Annotated in this window: 16 protein-coding genes; 13 read left to right on the top strand and 3 right to left on the bottom strand. The window is 64.0% G+C overall.

All coding sequences use genetic code 11. The annotated features are described in order from the left end of the window. Window positions 1-6 precede the first annotated feature (6 nt). Window positions 7-2,331: a tetratricopeptide repeat protein gene (locus DB459_RS25375; protein ID WP_371926821.1), complete on the top strand. Its 2,325-nt coding sequence runs from the start codon at window positions 7-9 to the stop codon at window positions 2,329-2,331. A gap of 17 nt (window positions 2,332-2,348) precedes the next feature. Continuing rightward, window positions 2,349-3,248 carry an RNA polymerase sigma factor gene (locus tag DB459_RS25370; RefSeq protein WP_253709528.1) on the top strand — a complete coding sequence of 300 codons (900 nt, stop codon included), beginning with the start codon at window positions 2,349-2,351 and terminating at the stop codon, window positions 3,246-3,248. Window positions 3,249-3,300: 52 nt separating this feature from the next. Here the strand turns inward: DB459_RS25370 and DB459_RS25365 are convergent, their stop codons facing one another. Then, entirely contained in the window at window positions 3,301-3,909 is a 609-nt protein-coding gene (locus tag DB459_RS25365) for an A24 family peptidase (protein ID WP_253709525.1), read from the bottom strand. A 173-nt stretch (window positions 3,910-4,082) separates the two neighbouring features. Between DB459_RS25365 and DB459_RS25360 the strand changes: the two genes are divergently transcribed. The 8 genes from DB459_RS25360 to gspM are packed head-to-tail and all read left to right on the top strand — an operon-like array spanning window position 4,083 to window position 11,223. Continuing rightward, window positions 4,083-5,804 (top strand): GspE/PulE family protein, encoded by a 1,722-nt coding sequence (locus DB459_RS25360; RefSeq protein ID WP_253709522.1) that lies wholly within the window; start codon window positions 4,083-4,085, stop codon window positions 5,802-5,804. Between the two features lie 7 nt (window positions 5,805-5,811). Beyond that, entirely contained in the window at window positions 5,812-7,023 is a 1,212-nt protein-coding gene (locus tag DB459_RS25355) for a type II secretion system F family protein (RefSeq protein ID WP_253709519.1), read from the top strand. A 7-nt stretch (window positions 7,024-7,030) separates the two neighbouring features. Then, the gene (locus tag DB459_RS25350; RefSeq protein ID WP_253709517.1) at window positions 7,031-7,483 is read left to right on the top strand and encodes a general secretion pathway protein GspH; all 453 of its coding nucleotides are present in this window, start codon (window positions 7,031-7,033) and stop codon (window positions 7,481-7,483) included. Continuing rightward, entirely contained in the window at window positions 7,464-7,937 is a 474-nt protein-coding gene (locus DB459_RS25345) for a prepilin-type N-terminal cleavage/methylation domain-containing protein (RefSeq protein WP_253709514.1), read from the top strand. Before DB459_RS25350 ends, DB459_RS25345 begins: the two co-directional genes overlap by 20 nt. Next, on the top strand, window positions 7,934-8,683 hold the full coding sequence (locus DB459_RS25340; protein ID WP_253709511.1) for a type II secretion system protein J: 750 nt from the start codon (window positions 7,934-7,936) through the stop codon (window positions 8,681-8,683). The genes DB459_RS25345 and DB459_RS25340 overlap by 4 nt, the downstream gene beginning before the upstream one ends. Before the next feature lie 17 nt (window positions 8,684-8,700). Continuing rightward, window positions 8,701-9,582, top strand: coding sequence for a type II secretion system protein GspK (locus DB459_RS25335; protein WP_253709509.1), 882 nt, complete (start codon window positions 8,701-8,703; stop codon window positions 9,580-9,582). Between the two features lie 13 nt (window positions 9,583-9,595). Further along, window positions 9,596-10,651: a PilN domain-containing protein gene (locus DB459_RS25330; RefSeq protein ID WP_253709506.1), complete on the top strand. Its 1,056-nt coding sequence runs from the start codon at window positions 9,596-9,598 to the stop codon at window positions 10,649-10,651. A gap of 2 nt (window positions 10,652-10,653) precedes the next feature. Continuing rightward, entirely contained in the window at window positions 10,654-11,223 is a 570-nt protein-coding gene (gspM, locus tag DB459_RS25325; protein WP_253709503.1) for a type II secretion system protein GspM, read from the top strand. Between the two features lie 102 nt (window positions 11,224-11,325). Here the strand turns inward: gspM and DB459_RS25320 are convergent, their stop codons facing one another. Further along, the gene (locus DB459_RS25320) at window positions 11,326-12,273 is read right to left on the bottom strand and encodes a UDP-glucuronic acid decarboxylase family protein (RefSeq protein WP_253709500.1); all 948 of its coding nucleotides are present in this window, start codon (window positions 12,271-12,273) and stop codon (window positions 11,326-11,328) included. A gap of 531 nt (window positions 12,274-12,804) precedes the next feature. Here DB459_RS25320 and DB459_RS27435 point away from each other — a divergent pair. Next, window positions 12,805-12,927 carry a hypothetical protein gene (locus DB459_RS27435; RefSeq protein WP_256519233.1) on the top strand — a complete coding sequence of 41 codons (123 nt, stop codon included), beginning with the start codon at window positions 12,805-12,807 and terminating at the stop codon, window positions 12,925-12,927. Between the two features lie 908 nt (window positions 12,928-13,835). Here the strand turns inward: DB459_RS27435 and DB459_RS25310 are convergent. Then, window positions 13,836-14,522, bottom strand: coding sequence for a GntR family transcriptional regulator (locus DB459_RS25310; RefSeq protein WP_253709497.1), 687 nt, complete (start codon window positions 14,520-14,522; stop codon window positions 13,836-13,838). Window positions 14,523-14,747: 225 nt separating this feature from the next. Between DB459_RS25310 and DB459_RS25305 the strand changes: the two genes are divergently transcribed. Next, window positions 14,748-15,452 carry an HAD-IA family hydrolase gene (locus tag DB459_RS25305; RefSeq protein WP_253709495.1) on the top strand — a complete coding sequence of 235 codons (705 nt, stop codon included), beginning with the start codon at window positions 14,748-14,750 and terminating at the stop codon, window positions 15,450-15,452. 32 nt (window positions 15,453-15,484) lie between these two features. Beyond that, on the top strand, window positions 15,485-16,357 hold the full coding sequence (locus DB459_RS25300; RefSeq protein ID WP_253709493.1) for an amino acid ABC transporter substrate-binding protein: 873 nt from the start codon (window positions 15,485-15,487) through the stop codon (window positions 16,355-16,357). Window positions 16,358-16,399 lie beyond the last annotated feature (42 nt).

Genomic DNA, 16,399 nt, shown 5'->3' with positions numbered 1-16,399 from the left:
GTGCACATGTCGAAGGCAGCGAGTGGAGAGGCGCTGGCGTCGGCGGGGCCCGCGATGCTGAAGCAGGCGTCGGCCGAGCGGCGGATGGAATTCGTCCAGGCCGTGATCAATCGCGGCCTCGCGCTGTATCGCGGCGGCCAGCTCGACAGCGCGGATGTGCTGTTCGAGACCGTGGATTCCGAGCCCGCGGTGCGGCCGCGGGTGCTGCACATCCGGGGCGTGATCGCGCTGCAACGTGGCGAGGAGGAGCGGGCACTGGAATTCCTCGAAGAGGCGATCCGGCTCGATCCCACCGATGGCGAGGCTCACGCAAATCTCGGTGTCCTCCTGCTCAAACACCGCCAGCATCCGCAGGCGCTGGCCGCCTACGCCTCGGCGCTGACGCTGCAGCCGGACAATGTGGCGGCGCTGTTCGGCCTGGCCCAGGCGCTGACCAAACTCGACCTCATCGAATTTGCCGATGATGCGTACCGCGACCTGCTGGCCCGCGCGCCCGAATGGATCGAACCCGTGGTGGATTTCGCCGCGCTGCTCAATGACAGCGGTCGGCACGACGAGGCGATCGCGCTGCTCCGCGAGGCGCTGGCGCGGCATCCCGAGCATGCGGATTTGCACTCGATGCTGTTCGCCTGCCTGTTCGCACGCGGCGACTGGCGAGCGGCGTGGCCGGACTACGAATGGCGGCTCGAGGACCCGGAGGTGAACAGGTACCTGTTGCCGACCGACCGGCCGCGCTGGCAAGGTGAGGATCTCGCCGGCAAGACCATCCTGCTGCAATCCGAGCAGGGCTACGGCGACGCGCTGCAGTTCGTGCGCTACGCGCCGATGGTCAAGGCGCGCGGCGGCCGGGTGATCCTGCGCGCGCACAAGGCGCTGCTGCCGCTCATGCGGACGGTCGCCGGCGTCGATGACGTCGTCCATCCGGAGTCGGCGGCGTCCGCGTCCGACGTGCCGTTCGATGTGCATGTGCCTCTGATGTCGCTGCCGCTGATTTTCGGCACGCAGGCCGGCACGGTTCCAGCGGCAGTGCCCTACATCACGCCCGATCCCGACCTGGTCGCGCAATGGCGCGAGCGCCTTGGCGCGCAGCCCGGGATGTCCGTCGGCCTGGCGTGGCAGGGCAATCCGGCGCATCCCCACGACTGGCGCCGCTCCATCCCGCTCGATTGCCTGCGGTCCTTGCTCGATTGCCCGGGGGTGAGCTTCGTCAGCCTGCAGGTCGGCCCAGGACGGGAGCCGTTGATGGAGCTCGACGATCGCATCGTCGATCCCAATGCAGATATCGACAGCGGCTCGTTCGCCGACACGGCGGCGATCGTCGCCAATCTCGATCTCGTGATCTCGATCGACAGCGCGATCGCGCATCTTGCCGGCGCGATCGGCAAGCCGGTCTGGATCCTGCTCGCCAGGAGCGCCGACTGGCGCTGGCAGGGGGGGCGCGAGGATAGCCCCTGGTATCCGCAGGCGCGGTTGTTCAGGCAGCACAAGCTCGGCGATTGGGCCGACGTGGTCAGTCGGCTGCAGGCCGAGTTGACGTCGTTTGCCGGGGCCGGCGTGCCGTCGCCGGCAACCGGGATGGCGGACCCGCTCATGGCGACCGCCTCAAAGACGTCGACGCCAACGCGCGGGAGCGATCCGGTAATCTGCGACGCGCTGTTCGTCGAGGCGTCCCGGCATCATCGCCTGGGACACTTCGATCGCTCGAAGGCGCTTTTCGAGCACGTTCTTTCCCTCGACCCCGGGCACGTCAATACGCTGTGCAATCTCGGCGCGCTGGAGCTCGGCCTGGGCTATGGTCCGTGCGCACTCGCGCTGCTGCAGACCGCCGTCGTGCTGGCACCCGATCTCGCACCGGCGCGGATAGCGCTGGCCGATGCACTGCGCGACGCGCAGAAAAACGAGCAGGCGCTCGCCCAGTATCAAAGGGCGGTCGAGCTTGCGCCGACCGACGATGCTGTGCATGCGAAGTACGCTCTTGCCCTGTGCGAGTTCGGCGATCTCGACGGCGCCATGATTCATTTCCTGGCGGCGACGAAGATCAACCAGCGGCAATCGTCGGAATTCTACGAGGCCCTGGGTCGCGCCTGCGCGGCGCGCGGCAATTTGCAAGGCGCGGAAATCAGTCTGCAGCATGCGCTCGCGCTCGATCCGCAGTGTGTGACGGCGCATCGCGCGCTGGGCGATCTCTATCTCGTGCTCGAGCGTCCGGCGGACGCCGAGGCGAGCTTCCGTCGCGCGCTCGCCGTCGATCAGATCAATCCGGCTGCGCTGCGCGGGATCGAACATGCGCCGGCCCCGGATGATTGTGCGGCCATCGCCGAGACTGCATGACATGCACGCGCTCGCGCATGGCACGGATCAAACGCGGACGAAATCTTGCGTCGAATGCGAGAATTGCAAGAGCGGGACTTGCAACAGCGGGAGTCGCACTGGCACCGTTTGCAAAGGCGCGACGCGCCTATGTACTGGATATCGAACGCCTTTTCGTAGCACTGACGGCGTACATCGTCGATCATGCACGCGCAACGACTTCATTGTCGTGTCATCAACCCAAGCTAGAAACGGCAGGGCCGAATTGTGGCGGCGCAACGCCGCAAGCTGGGGATGGGGTCCCTGCGATGAGCGACACCAATCGAACGGCGTTGCTCACGCTTCTCGTCGCAAGTTACGACGATCTCAAGCAACGTTTGACGCGGCGTGCGGGGTCTGCGGACGTCGCCGACGAAGTGTTGCAGGACACATTCTTGCGCTTGAACAGCGCGACGGTCATCGGGCCGGTGAGAGACCTGCACGCTTATCTGTTCAGGGTGGCGATGAGCGTCGCCAGCAATCGGCGCGTCGCGGAGCGCCGCCGTCTCACCGTGTCGGAGACCGACGCACTTTTCGATCTGCCCGACGACAGTCCCGGTCCGGACAGGATCATCGAGGCCCGCTCGGAGATCGATGCGCTCAAGCGGGTGATCGACGAACTGCCGCTCCGCCGCCGAGAAATTCTCATTGCGATCTTCGTGGACGAGGAGCCGCTGCGCCAGGTCGCCGAGCGGTTCGGTATCAGTGTGCGAACCGTCCAGGTCGAAATCAAACAGGCTCTGGCGCACTGCGCGGTGCGTCTTGATCGCGGCATGAATGTCTCCGGCGCGGCTTATCGTCGGCCGGGTCCATTCGATCGCAGGGATCTCGCGCACCGCACGCCGCCGCCAGCCGATGGAGCGGCTGCGCGCCGCTGGCCGATTGGCGGCGGTAGATGACGTGGTGCCCCAAGATCTGGGGCGCCGGAATGAGGATGCCGAAATGCAGCCGCTATCCATGCAAAAATCGCGTCGCGTAGTCGACGAGCCAGAGAGCAGGGCAGAGAAAAGCTCCGAACGGCACCCGAGCGGTGCGGTCGACGGACTGGCCGCGAAGCCGTGCCAAAGACACTGCGACGAGGGCCGCGCTGGTGGCGATCGCAAAGCAGATCGGCACGGCGTCGAGCGGCAACCACGCGCCAATGGCGGCGGCAAGCTTGACGTCGCCGAGCCCGATTCCCTCGCGGTGCCGCAGCCGTGCATACGTCCAGCGCGCCAGCCAGAGCATAGCGCCAACGAGAACGGCGCCAGCGGCGGCCGCGACAAGACCGGGCCAGGGGGCGAACGGATCGAGCGCGCTCGCCACAGCAAGTCCGCACACCACGGCGCCGCCGGTCACAACATCGGGAAGGAGGAAGCTGCGCGCATCGACATCGGCGCCAGCGATCATCAAAGCCCCGAGCACGGTCGACGCGACCGCATCCGGCCACGGCAACGTCGCCGCGGAAATCAGCGCGACGGCCGCAGATCCCGCCAGCACGACGCGACGGTCCGGCCGCAAGGCCTCGAGCGTCGTGACTTCGCGCATCGCATCGGCATTGTCGTCGATCGGCATTGTCATCTCGCTTCACATCCGGTGGCTGCTGCCATCGGCGCCGCCGGGCTTGTCCCGGTGACGACGATCATAAACGCAGTGCCTTGCCTATCAGATAAACCCGACCTGCGGCGACGGGCCCGGCGACGACAGAAAAAGCACATGACGCCCGCCGCACCTCTCCACCTCGGCGATGTCACATGAACATCATAGCGACCGTCAACGATGTGTGTGAGACACGTCCGCCGCTGCCGGCGGACTTTCTGAGCCATCTCGCGGCCAAAGGGGCGCTACGCGATGGCCAGGGCACGGACGTGGCACGCGCGGGGTGCAACGCCGACGGATCACCCGGTCATCCCGACTGGAGTGCGGTGACCAAACTCGCGCCCTCGGCACTCGCCGATGAGCTTGCAGTGTTCTATCGCTGCGGCCGGGTCCGGCGCGATGATCTGGTGGAAGGCCGCTTCGCCGGTGGCGAGATGTCGACCCGCTTCCTGAGGGAGGGGAGGCTGTTTCCCTATGAAAATCCTCCGGGGAGCCTGAAGCTCGCGGTCGCGGCGCCCATCGATGAGGATACATTGCGGGCGGTCGAGCTCGCGCTGCGTGGGCCGGTGGCGCTCGCGGTTGCGACCGCCGCGGATCTCGAAGCTGCGCTGACGCTGAAGCTCGAGGTCGACCAGCCCAGTGCCGCGCCGCAGGCGGCGACGGCGGCCGGCGAGGACGATCTCGACAATCTGCGCGACCTCGCGCGCGGTGCGCCGGTGGTGCGCGCGCTCGACGATTTGCTGCGGCTCGCGGTCGAGCAGCGCGCCACGGACCTGCACATCGAGCCTTATGGCGGCGCGCTGCAGGTGCGCCTGCGCATCGATGGCCTGCTGAAGAGCGTTCCGGCGCCGCCCATGAGCATGGCCAGAGGCATCCTGTCGCGGCTCAAGATCATGGCCAGCCTGAATATCACCGAGCGGCGGCTGGCGCAGGACGGGCGCGCGCACATCGTCGTCAGCGGCGCTGAGATCGACCTGCGCGTCGCCACCATGCCGACCATGAGCGGCGAGAGTGCCGTCATCAGGCTGTTGCGCAAGGGCGCGGGTCTCGCCAGTCTGGATCAGATCGGCCTTAGCCCGCGGGACGAAGCGACCTTGCGCAAGGCGCTGCAGGCGCCGTTCGGGATGATCATCGTCACCGGGCCGACCGGATCGGGCAAGACCACGACGCTCGCGGCATCGCTCGCCGTCATCAACGAGCCGACCCGCAAGATCCTCACCATCGAGGATCCGGTCGAGTATCAGATCCTGGGCATCAATCAGACTCAGGTGCATGCGGGCATCGGGATGACTTTCGCGTCCGCCCTGCGCTCGTTCTTGCGGCAGGATCCGGATGTCATCATGGTCGGGGAGATGCGCGATTCCGAGACGGCGCGTATCGGGGTCCAGGCAGCGCTGACCGGGCATCTCGTCCTCACCACATTGCACACCAATACCGCAGCTGGGGCCGTCACACGCCTGGTCGACATGGGTGTCGAAAGCTTTCTGCTGGCCTCGTGCGTTCGGGCGATCGTGGGCCAGCGTCTGGTGCGAATTCTGTGCGACCATTGCAAGGAGACGCATCGTTTGTCGGCGGCCGATCTCGCCGCCGACGAGCGTTTTGCGGCGCTCGGCATCGAGGCGGGTGAGACCGTTTGCCGTCCCAAAGGCTGTGAATGGTGCGGTTTCTCCGGATTTCGCGGGCGCAAGGGGGCTTTCGAGATCATGGAGGTCGGTCCGGCGCTGCGGCGGGCGATCGGCCCCAGGACGGATGCCACCGATCTCGAAACCGTCGCCAGGCGCGAGGGCATGACCACCATGACACAGGACGGGGTCGCGAAACTGCGTGCCGGGCAGACCACTCTCGACGAAATCTTCCGCTTGACCATGAGTCTGTAGGGCGTCCATGCCGCATTATCGCTACCGCGCGTTGAGCAAGGCAGGCGAAATCATCCTCGGCGACGTCGAGGCGGCCTCGCGCGAGGACGTGCTGCGGCGCATCGAATATCTCGGACATCTGCCGGTCGAGGCGGAAATCGCGGCGGGCAATGCGTTGCGTGCCGGCCTGTCGTTGTCTGGCGGGGGATTGCCGCGCCCCCGCGAGCTCACGACCTTTCTGCGTTTGCTGGCGCTGCTGCTGAAGTCCGGATTAACGGTCGAGGCGGCGCTGCAGACGCTGGAGGACGACGCCAACAAGGCGGTGGCCCGCTTTGCCGCCGGCCTGCGCGCGGCGGTGTCCGGCGGTGACGGCTTCGCCGAGGCGATGGAGCGCCACGCCTCGATTTTCGAGCCGATCTACATTGCGATGATCCGCGCCGGTGAGGCGTCGGGAAAACTCGAAGTGGTGCTGCGGGCGATTGTCGAGGACAGGACGCGGCGTGAACAGCTGTCGCAGCGGATCAGTTCGGCAATCCAGTATCCGATGTTTCTCGTCGGATCGGCCATGCTCATCCTCTTCTTCTTTCTGCTCTTTGTGGTGCCGCAATTCGAGTCGGTCTTCACGGAGTTGCGCGGGAGGCTGAACTCCGGTGCGGCGTTTGCTCTGTCGGCCTCGACCTGGTTGCGCACCCATCTCGATCTGTTTCTCGGCTCCTGCGTGGCCGGCATCGTCGCCGGCTGGATGATACTGAGGCAGCCGGTCGCCCGGGCGGGACTGGTGGGCGCTCTGGCATCGATGCCGGGGATAGCGGGACCGATGCGCGACCGCCGAACCGCCCGCTTCATCGGCACGCTTGGTCTGCTGGTCGAGAATGGCGTGGCGCTACCGACGGCTCTGAAGATCTTGCGCGACGTCGTCACCGAGCCGCGCTACGCGGCCGTTGTCGACGAGATTCACGAGCAGGTCCGCAACGGGCGCCGTTTCATCGATGCCCTGGCCGAGAGCGATCTGGTGCCGGTGCTCGCCGTGCGCATGCTCAGGGTCGGGGACGAGACCGGCGATCTGTCGTCGATCGCGCGGCATGCTGCCGAGTTCTACGAGCAGCGGCTGGCGATCGGCCTCGATCGCCTGATGGGTGCGATCGGACCGGTCACCATCATTCTGGTCAGCGTCGGGATCGGGGGGCTCGTCGTGTCGATCATGAGCGCCCTGCTGAGCATCACCGAGCTGGCGATGTAGGTGGCCGATGTCGCGAGCGAAGATCGCCGATCCGTGCGCTGGCTCCACCCTGATCGAGATGATGGCGGTGATGATGATCATCGCCATGATCGCCACGCTGGTGGTGACGGCGGTTCCCGGCACCGGCCGGGCGCAGTTGAAGGCCCTGACATTGCAGACCGCCGCGCTGCTGCGGCGCGAGCGCCTCGCGGCGATCCTGACCGGACGCAGCCGGCGGGTGTCGCTGGATGCGAGGGACCGCTCGCTGATCGGGGACGGCGGTGCGGTCATCGTGATTCCGCGCGACATCGTGCTCGATGTCGTCGGTGTGGGCGAGTTATGGTCGGGCCGCAAGGCGGTGGTCCAATTCGAACCGGACGGCGCGTCGACCGGCGCGGTGCTCGCATTCTCGTGGGAAGGAGCTCGCTATGAGGTCAAGGTCGACTGGTACACCGGCGGCGTTGCGACCGATCTGCCGTGAGGACAGCGTCAGCCGGGCGGGCTTCACCCTGATCGAGGCGCTGGTCGCGTTGGCGCTGCTCCTGGCATTCGTATCGGTGATTGGACCGCATTTGTTTCACGCGCGCCGCATCGCCGACCAGGTCGACGGCCGCATAGCGGCGCAGGTGCTGCTGCGCGCGATCCTTGATGCGCCGTTCGATCGTTTCGCTTTGGCGAACGGCCCCCGCGAAGGTGAGACCGGTGGCATCCGCTGGTCGTTATCAGCCGAGCCGATGTTCATCGACGCCATGCTCCCGCGGGAGAGGGAGGCGGCGCAGGCGATGACGACGTCCAAGGAACCAGCAAAGGAGCCAGCCGACACTGCCGCCGCCAAACGCCGGCAGTGGACGGCCTTCCGGCTGGTCGCGAAAGCCTCGTGGGCGCCGGGGCAAATGGTCAGCGCCGAGTCCCTGCGACTTGGAGCGGATGAATGATCGCGACCGCCCGCCCCGGGGCGCGCGGCGGCGCACCCGGTTTCACCCTGATCGAGGTGCTCGCCGCGCTGGCGATCGCCTCTGTCGTGATCATCGCGACCGCGGCGCTCATTCACAACGTCGCGCTCAATTTCGATCGTGGCGCCGGTCGGGTGGGGAAGGCGGACCATCTGCTGCTCGCGGTCGAACGTCTGGCGGCTGACTTCGGATCGGCCCGTCTGGTGCAGTCCGGCGGCAAGAACAGCGCCGGAGCCGCCTTCGTTGGCGCATCGACCGAGGTCAAATTCGTCGCGGCGGGCGGGATCGCGACTGGAGCGCGGGGCGAGGAGGTGGTCGGTCTGACGGTCGAGCAGATCAACGGCGTGAGCCATCTGATCCGGCGCCGCGCCGCATGGCTCGGGCCACTGACGCAGTTCGAAAGTGCCGTCGTGCGCGATCCCGTCGATCTGCTCGACGGGCAGGTCGATATCACCTTCGCATTCGGGCGCATCGCCACGGATGGGACTGTGACCTGGAGCGATACCTGGAGCGGACAACCGCTGCTGCCGCGCCTGGTGCGGCTGATGGTCCGGGATCGCGCCAGCGGGGCCGAACTCGTTCCCGGAGCGGATTTCGTGTTGCGTGCCGACGCTCCGGTCGATTGCGCGCAGCTCGGGGCTACCGCGGCGTGTCTGAGGGGCGGCAAGGCACCGATCGCGCCGGCCGGGGGCGGATCGCCGAATGAGCCGTCGGAGGGGCGGGGATGAGTGACCCCCGACGAGGCATGGTTCTGTTCACCGTGCTATGGGCAATCGCCTTCTGCTCGACGCTTGTCATGGCGACGTCGACGACGTTTCGCGGTCTTGCGGGAATCGTGGTGATCGACCGCGACCGCGTTCAGGCTGACGCGCTGCTGAGCGCGGGGCTCGAGGTGGCGGCCAGCATGGCTGGAGCCATCGGTGATACACCGCTCACGGAGCGCGGCACCACGGTGGCGCTGTCGACTGGATCGGTCGTTGTCCGCGTGAGCGACGAGGGCGGTCGTATCGACATTGGAAAGGCGCCCGTCGACCTGCTTGCGTCGCTGTTACGGTATGTCGGTGCCGAGGACGACGATGCCGAGATCGTGTCCCGGGAGGTTGTCATGCAGCGCGGTTCCGATCAGCGGGCCCGGCCGAACGATGCAGCGAAGCTGCAGGCGCCGCCGGCGAAGCCTGTCACATCCGACCCGCCCGCGCCTCTCGCGGTGTTCACCGACGTGCGGCAACTTGCGGGCGTTCCCGGAATGCGGCCGGAATGGATCGAAGCGATGGCGCCCCTGGTCACCGTCTACGGGAGCGATACCGTAAATCCGCTCACCGCGCCGGTCGCGGTCCTCAGGGCGCTGCCGTTTTTCGAAGAGGCCCGGCTGGACACCTTCCTCGACATGCGGAGTGCGCCTGTGGTGGACCCCGAGCGCCTCGCCTTTCTGCTCGGTCCTGCACAGAAATATCTGAAGGTTCAGCAAAGGCAGGTCGTCGCAGTGGATCTCGTCGCCAGTACGTCGGACGGATATACGGCCGCGGCCAAGGCTTTCATTGTTTTGCTCACCGACGACAAGCAGCCCTATCGGGTTCTCGCCTGGAATCCGACATCTTCGCTGGTTCGCGCGGTGACGCCGTACTGATGGGAGGGCGCTGATGCATGTCGACAAGATATTGATGCGCTGGATCGAGGTGCTGGCTCGCCTGTTGCTCAGCCGGCGCGAAGGCCGACGCGCGCGGAATTGGCTGAAGATCGTGCAGGAGCGCGATCAATTGATCGTTCAGCAGATGCGGGGACAGCAAAAAATCCGTCTGGATACCGTTTCCGCGGGTGCCGCGATGCCGATCGAGATCGTTAGCGCCGCTCGGAAGTGTTTCGTGATCCTGGAACTCGCGGCCGACGAGGTCATTTCGCGTCGTATGAGCGTTCCCGCCCAGGCTCGGGACCTGCTGCCCGGCATCGTGCGCAATCAGATCGAGCGCTTGTCGCCGTGGCGTGCCGGTCAGGCCGCCTATGGCTTCGATGCGCAGGCGAATGGTGACATGACCAGCCTCGACGTGCGCGTGCTCATCACCTCGCGCGCCCAGCTTGATGATGCGTGCAGCCGCCTCGGTGCGCTGGGCTTGCGGGTCGATCGCGTCGTGGCAGGCAAGCACCTTGCCGATGCGGCTCCTCGCATCACGCTGTGGTCCCGTCTCGCGGACGCGTCCGACAAGAGCGTTGGGCGTGCGCGCCTGGCGATCGGAAGTCTCGTCGCCGCCATGGCCTGCATGACCATTGTTGTGAGCCTGTGGGCTTTCTTCGACGCGGCCTCCGCGGACAGCGAGAGCGAAAGTGTCGTCGCCCGCATAGCCACGCTGCAGCACCAGATTCAGGGGGCGCGCCCCCAGCAATCGGTCGCTGCACTGGCGCCGGCGGAGCGCGCATGGGCGTTGAAGGAAACTGCCCCGGTAGCCGTCATTGTCGTCGAGGCGCTGTCCCGCTCGCTTCCGGAGACGTCCTATATCACCGACTTTAATCTCGATGGCGCGACGTTGCGCATCATCGGCCTGGCCGACGATGCGCCGGCACTGATTGCTCCGCTCGAGCAATCGGGACACCTCAAGGATGTGCATTTTTTCGCTCCGACCACCCGCGGCGCCGACGGTCGACGCTTCATATTTCACATCGAGGCCCGCGTCGAGGCACATCCGAAGATCGATAGAGGTTGACCATGCTGAAGAGGTTGAACGTCCTGAGACTCGATCGGGAGCAGATATTCGCGGTGGGCGGCTTCTGCGCGCTCGTGCTCGTCTGCGTCCTCGTCGTGGTGGTCACATTGCAGGCACGCGCCGAAGCCGTGGGAAACCTCATTGAGCAACGCCATCGGCTCAAGAGCCTCGAGGCCCGCACCGGCTCGGGTACCGACCGACGCCAGCAGACCCGAGCCGCGGCAGCTCCCGCGCTTGCATTTCTGGATGCGCCCACCAGCGGGTTGGCCACGGCCCAGTTTCAGGCCTATCTGTCGCAGATCGTTACGGAACAGCGCGCTGTCCTTGTCTCATCCGGGGTCGCGCCCGCCGATCGTGACGACAAGAGCGACGCGATCCGACTGCAGATCACGTTGAATGCCACGATTCCCGCCCTGCAGCGGCTGCTGTATCGGCTCGAGAGCGGCGCTCCTTACGTCTTTGTCGATGCGCTGGCGATGCAGCCGGCCGGCTCCGGTGAGCGGGCGGTCGCGGATCCCGTCTTGAAGGTCAACCTGACCCTGCATGCTTTCTGGCGCCGCAGGGCTGCGTGAGCCGTCGTTGAGTGAATTTATGCTCCCCCCGGTTCGATCGGACTTTGGGGGAACGTCGGCCTTGTGGAAGCGGTGGCCGCGAGAGCGCGGTTGGGGTCGGTGTTACTCGGCGGCGTCCAGCATCTCGCCGCGGAAATACGCGATCGTCTTCTCTAGCCCGCTCTTGAGATCGATTTTCGGTGACCAGTCGAGCACGGCGCGAGCCAGCGAAATATCCGGCTGGCGCTGGCGCGGATCGTCGGATGGCAATGGCCGGAACACCAACCTGCTCCGTGCCCCGGTCAGCGCAATGACCTCTTCCGCCAGCTCGCGGATGGTGAATTCGCGCGGGTTGCCGATGTTCACGGGGCCTGTGAAATCGTCGGGCGTGTTCATCGCCCGGATCATGGCCTCGATGAGATCGTCGACATAGCAGAAGCTGCGAGTCTGATTGCCGTCGCCGTAGATGGTGATGTCGTCGCCTTTGAGTGCCTGGACGATGAAGTTCGACACCACCCGACCATCGTTGGGGTGCATGCGTGGCCCGTAGGTGTTGAAGATCCGCACGACCTTGACCCGCAGCTTGTGCTGGCGCCAATAGTCGAAGAACAACGTCTCGGCGCAGCGCTTACCTTCATCATAGCAAGAACGCAGGCCGATGGGATTGACGCGACCCCAATAGGCCTCGGTCTGCGGATGGATCTCCGGGTCGCCGTACACCTCGGAGGTCGAGGCCTGCAGGATCGTTGCCTTCACGCGCTTGGCGAGCCCTAACATATTGATCGCGCCGTGCACGCTGGTCTTGGTCGTCTGCACCGGATCGAACTGGTAGTGGATGGGCGAGGCAGGGCAGGCCAGATTGTAGATCTTGTCGACCTCGACGTAGAGCGGGAAGGTTACGTCATGTCGCATCATCTCGAAGCGCGCGTGGCCGATGAGATGCGCGATGTTGGCTCTGCTGCCGGTGAAATAGTTGTCGACGCAAAGAACGTCGTGGCCTTGATCGATGAGGCGCTCGCAGAGGTGCGAGCCGAGAAACCCGGCACCGCCGGTCACCAGCACCTTTGCCATGTCACTATCTCGTCATTTCCGATGCCGACGCCGGTTGCCGGACCCACGGCCGTCGCTTTGCTGGAACGTAGCCTGCGACATGGGAGCAATCGCCGCTCTGGGAGCCGAACACGGTCCACTGCGTTACCTTCCAGACTTCGCTTCGACGCAGAGCGGCGCCGGCGATCACGCAGACGTTCCAAGGAGCAACCACGAATTCGACGTCGTAACAGCCCGGCTCGATGCTGGAGATCGTGAAAAACCTCGAAGGCGGAAGCGCTTCAGTGAGCTGGTCGGGCCCCCAATGCCTTGCTCCACACGGCGATATATAGAGGTGCTGAAGCGCAACCGTCGAGGCGTTGACGACCGTGAATTCAGCGGCATCCACGGTGGACGACAGCGTTACTGCGATCGCCATTAGGATGAACGTTCGATGTGGTGCGCTGACATATGAAGTGCCATGCGGCCGGCATTTCATCGTAATTCTGCTCGCGTGGATCGGATGGCAAAGGATAGCATTCTCTCCATTGCAAATTTGTGGCGTCTCCCGCTGTGATTGTCGGTCTGTTGCGCGTGCCGGAGCGGCAGGCAAATGGTCATCGCGGCAATACGAACCGCGCGATCGAGATCGTCGAATCCTGGCTCGTGGTGGACCAGCGAAGGAAGAAGCATTGAGGCAATATCGCGCGGCCAGCGCGACGCCTGATGGATTTGAGCGAGGCTTTCGAACCAGCCCCGTGCGGCGGCGGCCGGAGATGCCAAGGGGAGGGTTGCTGCATGCCGCATTGGCCCCATCTTTCTGATCGCCAACCCGGCGTGCGATCGGCTATTGATGCCGCCTCCAAGATCCCGAATTTGACTGAAGATCAGATCCTAAAGTGTTGAATCTTGAAGACTTTCGCTTCTGTGTCGCCCCGATGATGGACTGGACCGACTCTCCAGAAAAGTGAAGTATCATCATCACTTAGCGACAGCCAAATGAAGCGTGCAGTACCAAATGCAGTACCGATCTGGTTTGAGGCGTACGCAGGCGATTGATGTCGCAATTTGGTGTGCATTGGGTCACTCGCGCGTAGAGCAGCGTACTACGCCAATCTGCGCGATTGTGCTCCTTCGAACGAAGGCGGCGTTCTGTCTCGTTTATCGAGGTGGTGGAGGCTGCGAATATCGCGCGCGTCGTTGTCACCGTTCGCTGCTTGGGCTCAGCCGAATTTGAAAAGCTCAGCGGCGGTTCTCTACGGCTTTCGTCTCCAAAAATGCTCGAGGCCAGTCGCCGCCAGAGCTCAATTCGCAGAATGAACAGCGATGGAATGGCTGCTTGTGGCGCGAAGCTGCGGTTCGTGGTCGGCTACAAACTGGTGAGCAAATCCAAGATCGGGGTGGATCTCGGACCTAACCTTTCAGTGTGACTGGCTCGCTCGCGACCATTCTCCGGCTGATCGCGCTCCGCCGGGAAGGCGAAGCCGTGACCGTGAAGCAGTTAGTGAAACTCGGCATTATCATCATGCCCCGGTGAGGCGTGGGGATCTAGCTCTCAAAGATCCATGCCAAAAACTGTTGGGCAGTTGGCGCCCGATGCGTGGTCACCGCCCTTCGCCAGGCAGGCCCTTCAAACTATCGACTAGCAAGTCTCCGGTCGCCAAGACATGCTTGCGAAGTGCGTCGCAAGCTCGCTCCACATCGCGTAGCTCGCAAAAGTTCAAGATCTGACGATGCTCGGCCTGCGACTGCTCCAGGTGATGAGTTTCTTCCCAAGTGTACCGAAGGTATCGCTCGAAGTTCATCCTGAGATTGTCGATCAAATCCAACGTCCGTGCTCTTCGCGCCGGCGCGTAGAGGCTTGCGTGGAACCGCGCGTTGAGCAAGATCTTCGCATCGACGGTATCTGAACGATCCAAATCGTCCAGAATGCGCGCGCACTGAACGAAGTCGCCGCGCAACATATTGGGTATCGCCCATCGCAAGGCTTGGCATTCCAAAAGCGCCCGTAGCTGCGTTACCTCCCATGCCTCGTCAGCGCCGAGAATCGCGACGCTCACACCACGGCGCGGCTCGGCCTTGAGGAATCCTTCGGTCGTCAACTGTTTGAAGGCTTCCCGGACGATCATCTGGCTGACCCCGTATTGGGTCGCGACTGCATCTTGCCGCAGCCTTTCGCCGCCACTGAGCCGGTTGTGCAAGATCGCTCCGCGCAGTTCGTCGACGACGACGGCGGCCGCCGAGTGGATGTTGGCTCGGCTATGTCCGTCCGATGCTTCCGTGGCGCTCACGATCCATTCTCCCAACCAAAAGTAGCGATAATCATGCAATGGAATTCGGCTGTTCTGCGGACTGTCAGTGTATACATTGCAAGCCTCTCCTTATCAATAACTAACTATTTTCTCACATAGTTTTCGTATTTAGCCGGAAATCACATCCGCAGCGTTCCAAATGTTGACAAGAGCATAGTTAGCGATTATCGCTAATCGTTAATGGATCTAGCCAGTGAGATTTCGATGCTTCGCCTCTCTGATTTCGACGTTGTCACCTTCGACGTCTACGGCACTCTCATCGATTGGGAGCCCTCGATCGTAGAGTTCCTTGCGCGATGGGCGTCCGAACACGGCGTGACGGCTACCGGCGAAGAACTGATCATGTCGTTCGATCGCGCCCGCGCGGTCATCCAGAGGGAGCGTCCGGCGCACCTTTACCCGGAAGTCCTGCGGCGGTGCTTCGATCGCATCTCCGGTGACTTCGGTGTGCCGATCGATCCCGAGCGACGCGCGGCATTCTCGGCCACACCGCACCAGTGGCCGGCATATTCGGACGTTCCCGCCGGGCTGAAGCAGTTGCAGGCCCGCGCAAAGATCGGTGCTCTTTCGAACATCGACAACGCGTCGCTGACGTCCTCCTGCAAAAAGATGAGCGTTGGATTCGACATCGTCGTCACGGCCGAGCGAGTGGGTGCTTACAAGCCGAGTCCGGAGCATTTTGAAACCGCGCTCGCCGACATCCATGCCATGGGCATTGCCCGATCTCGCGTGCTTCACGTCGGCCAGAGCCTGCGCGCCGACGTTACGCCCGCCAACAAGCTCGGGCTGAAATGCGTCTGGATCAACCGACCGAAGCGCCTTCTGGGGCTGTCGGGCGAGGGCGCCGCGGAAGCCCGTCCAGACCTCACCGTCGGCAGCCTAGCCGAAATGCTAGAGGCGATCGGCTGAAGCCAAGCAAACCAACAGAGGAGGCGAACGTCATGAATATCCGGCCGCGCGCTGTACTGGGCGCTTTCGTAATATGCATGCTCTCAGCGTCCTGGGCTGAGGCTCAATCAAGCGATGGCGTGATCGATCGCATTCGGAGTAGAGGCGCGATTTCGATCGGATACCGTGACTCGTCGATCCCTTTCTCCTACGTCGACGCCCAGGGCAAGCCTCAGGGCTATTCCAACGACATCTGTCTCGAAGTTGCACAGACCGTGAAATCGGCGATCGGCCTGACTGATCTCCAGATCAAGATGGTCCCGGTCAACCTGCAGAACCGGATTCCGCTGGTTGCCAACGGAACCGTGGACATCTCCTGCGAGTCGGCGGTCAACACGATCGCCCGGCAGAGCCAGGTGGACTTCTCCTATCCTTTCTTCATCTCGCAAACCCGGCTGCTGGTGAAAAGCAAATCCGGCATCGTTGAGCTCAAGGATCTGGACGGCAAAGCCATCGCTCTTCCAATCAATTCCGTGCCGGAACGCTTGATCAAGTCTCTCATCGAGAAGGACAAGCTCAACGTCCGCGTCGTCGCAGTGAAAGACAACGCGGAAGGGTTCCTGGCGCTATCGACCGACCGCGTCGATGCCTTTTCGACCGACGATATTCTCCTGTTCGGCTTACGCAGCAAGGCCCCCACTCCATCAGACTACAGCGTTGTCGGCGCGCCGCTGTCATATGACAGCTACGGCTTGCTGGTTCAAAAGAACAGCACAGTATTCCTTTCGCTCGTCAACGCGACGTTGTCCCGCATGGCTCGGGACGGCCGACTGCAGAAGCTCTACGAAAAATGGTTCGTGCCGATCGACGTTCCGCTCTCGCCGGTCCTTGCCACCGTCCTGAAGATCATCGCGATTCCCGAGTGATGACATTCGGGCGGCCGCCAGTCGAACGTCACGGAAGGACGC

Origin of the sequence: Bradyrhizobium sp. WD16, assembly GCF_024181725.1 — a bacterium.
GTDB lineage: Bacteria > Pseudomonadota > Alphaproteobacteria > Rhizobiales > Xanthobacteraceae > Bradyrhizobium_A.
The sequence above is the reverse complement of the archived record's forward strand: the minus strand, read 5'-3'. Positions and strand labels throughout refer to the sequence as shown.

What these genes read in the sequence shown, in the direction of transcription:
- DB459_RS25375 (WP_371926821.1), top strand. Translation starts at nt 7, where the DNA reads ATGTCGAAGGCAGCGAGTGGAGAGGCGCTGGCGTCGGCGGGGCCCGCG.
- DB459_RS25370 (WP_253709528.1), top strand. Translation starts at nt 2,349, where the DNA reads ATGGCACGGATCAAACGCGGACGAAATCTTGCGTCGAATGCGAGAATT.
- DB459_RS25365 (WP_253709525.1), bottom strand. Translation starts at nt 3,909, where the DNA reads ATGACAATGCCGATCGACGACAATGCCGATGCGATGCGCGAAGTCACG.
- DB459_RS25360 (WP_253709522.1), top strand. Translation starts at nt 4,083, where the DNA reads ATGAACATCATAGCGACCGTCAACGATGTGTGTGAGACACGTCCGCCG.
- DB459_RS25355 (WP_253709519.1), top strand. Translation starts at nt 5,812, where the DNA reads ATGCCGCATTATCGCTACCGCGCGTTGAGCAAGGCAGGCGAAATCATC.
- DB459_RS25350 (WP_253709517.1), top strand. Translation starts at nt 7,031, where the DNA reads ATGTCGCGAGCGAAGATCGCCGATCCGTGCGCTGGCTCCACCCTGATC.
- DB459_RS25340 (WP_253709511.1), top strand. Translation starts at nt 7,934, where the DNA reads ATGATCGCGACCGCCCGCCCCGGGGCGCGCGGCGGCGCACCCGGTTTC.
- DB459_RS25335 (WP_253709509.1), top strand. Translation starts at nt 8,701, where the DNA reads ATGGTTCTGTTCACCGTGCTATGGGCAATCGCCTTCTGCTCGACGCTT.
- DB459_RS25330 (WP_253709506.1), top strand. Translation starts at nt 9,596, where the DNA reads ATGCATGTCGACAAGATATTGATGCGCTGGATCGAGGTGCTGGCTCGC.
- gspM (WP_253709503.1), top strand. Translation starts at nt 10,654, where the DNA reads ATGCTGAAGAGGTTGAACGTCCTGAGACTCGATCGGGAGCAGATATTC.
- DB459_RS25320 (WP_253709500.1), bottom strand. Translation starts at nt 12,273, where the DNA reads ATGGCAAAGGTGCTGGTGACCGGCGGTGCCGGGTTTCTCGGCTCGCAC.
- DB459_RS25305 (WP_253709495.1), top strand. Translation starts at nt 14,748, where the DNA reads ATGCTTCGCCTCTCTGATTTCGACGTTGTCACCTTCGACGTCTACGGC.
- DB459_RS25300 (WP_253709493.1), top strand. Translation starts at nt 15,485, where the DNA reads ATGAATATCCGGCCGCGCGCTGTACTGGGCGCTTTCGTAATATGCATG.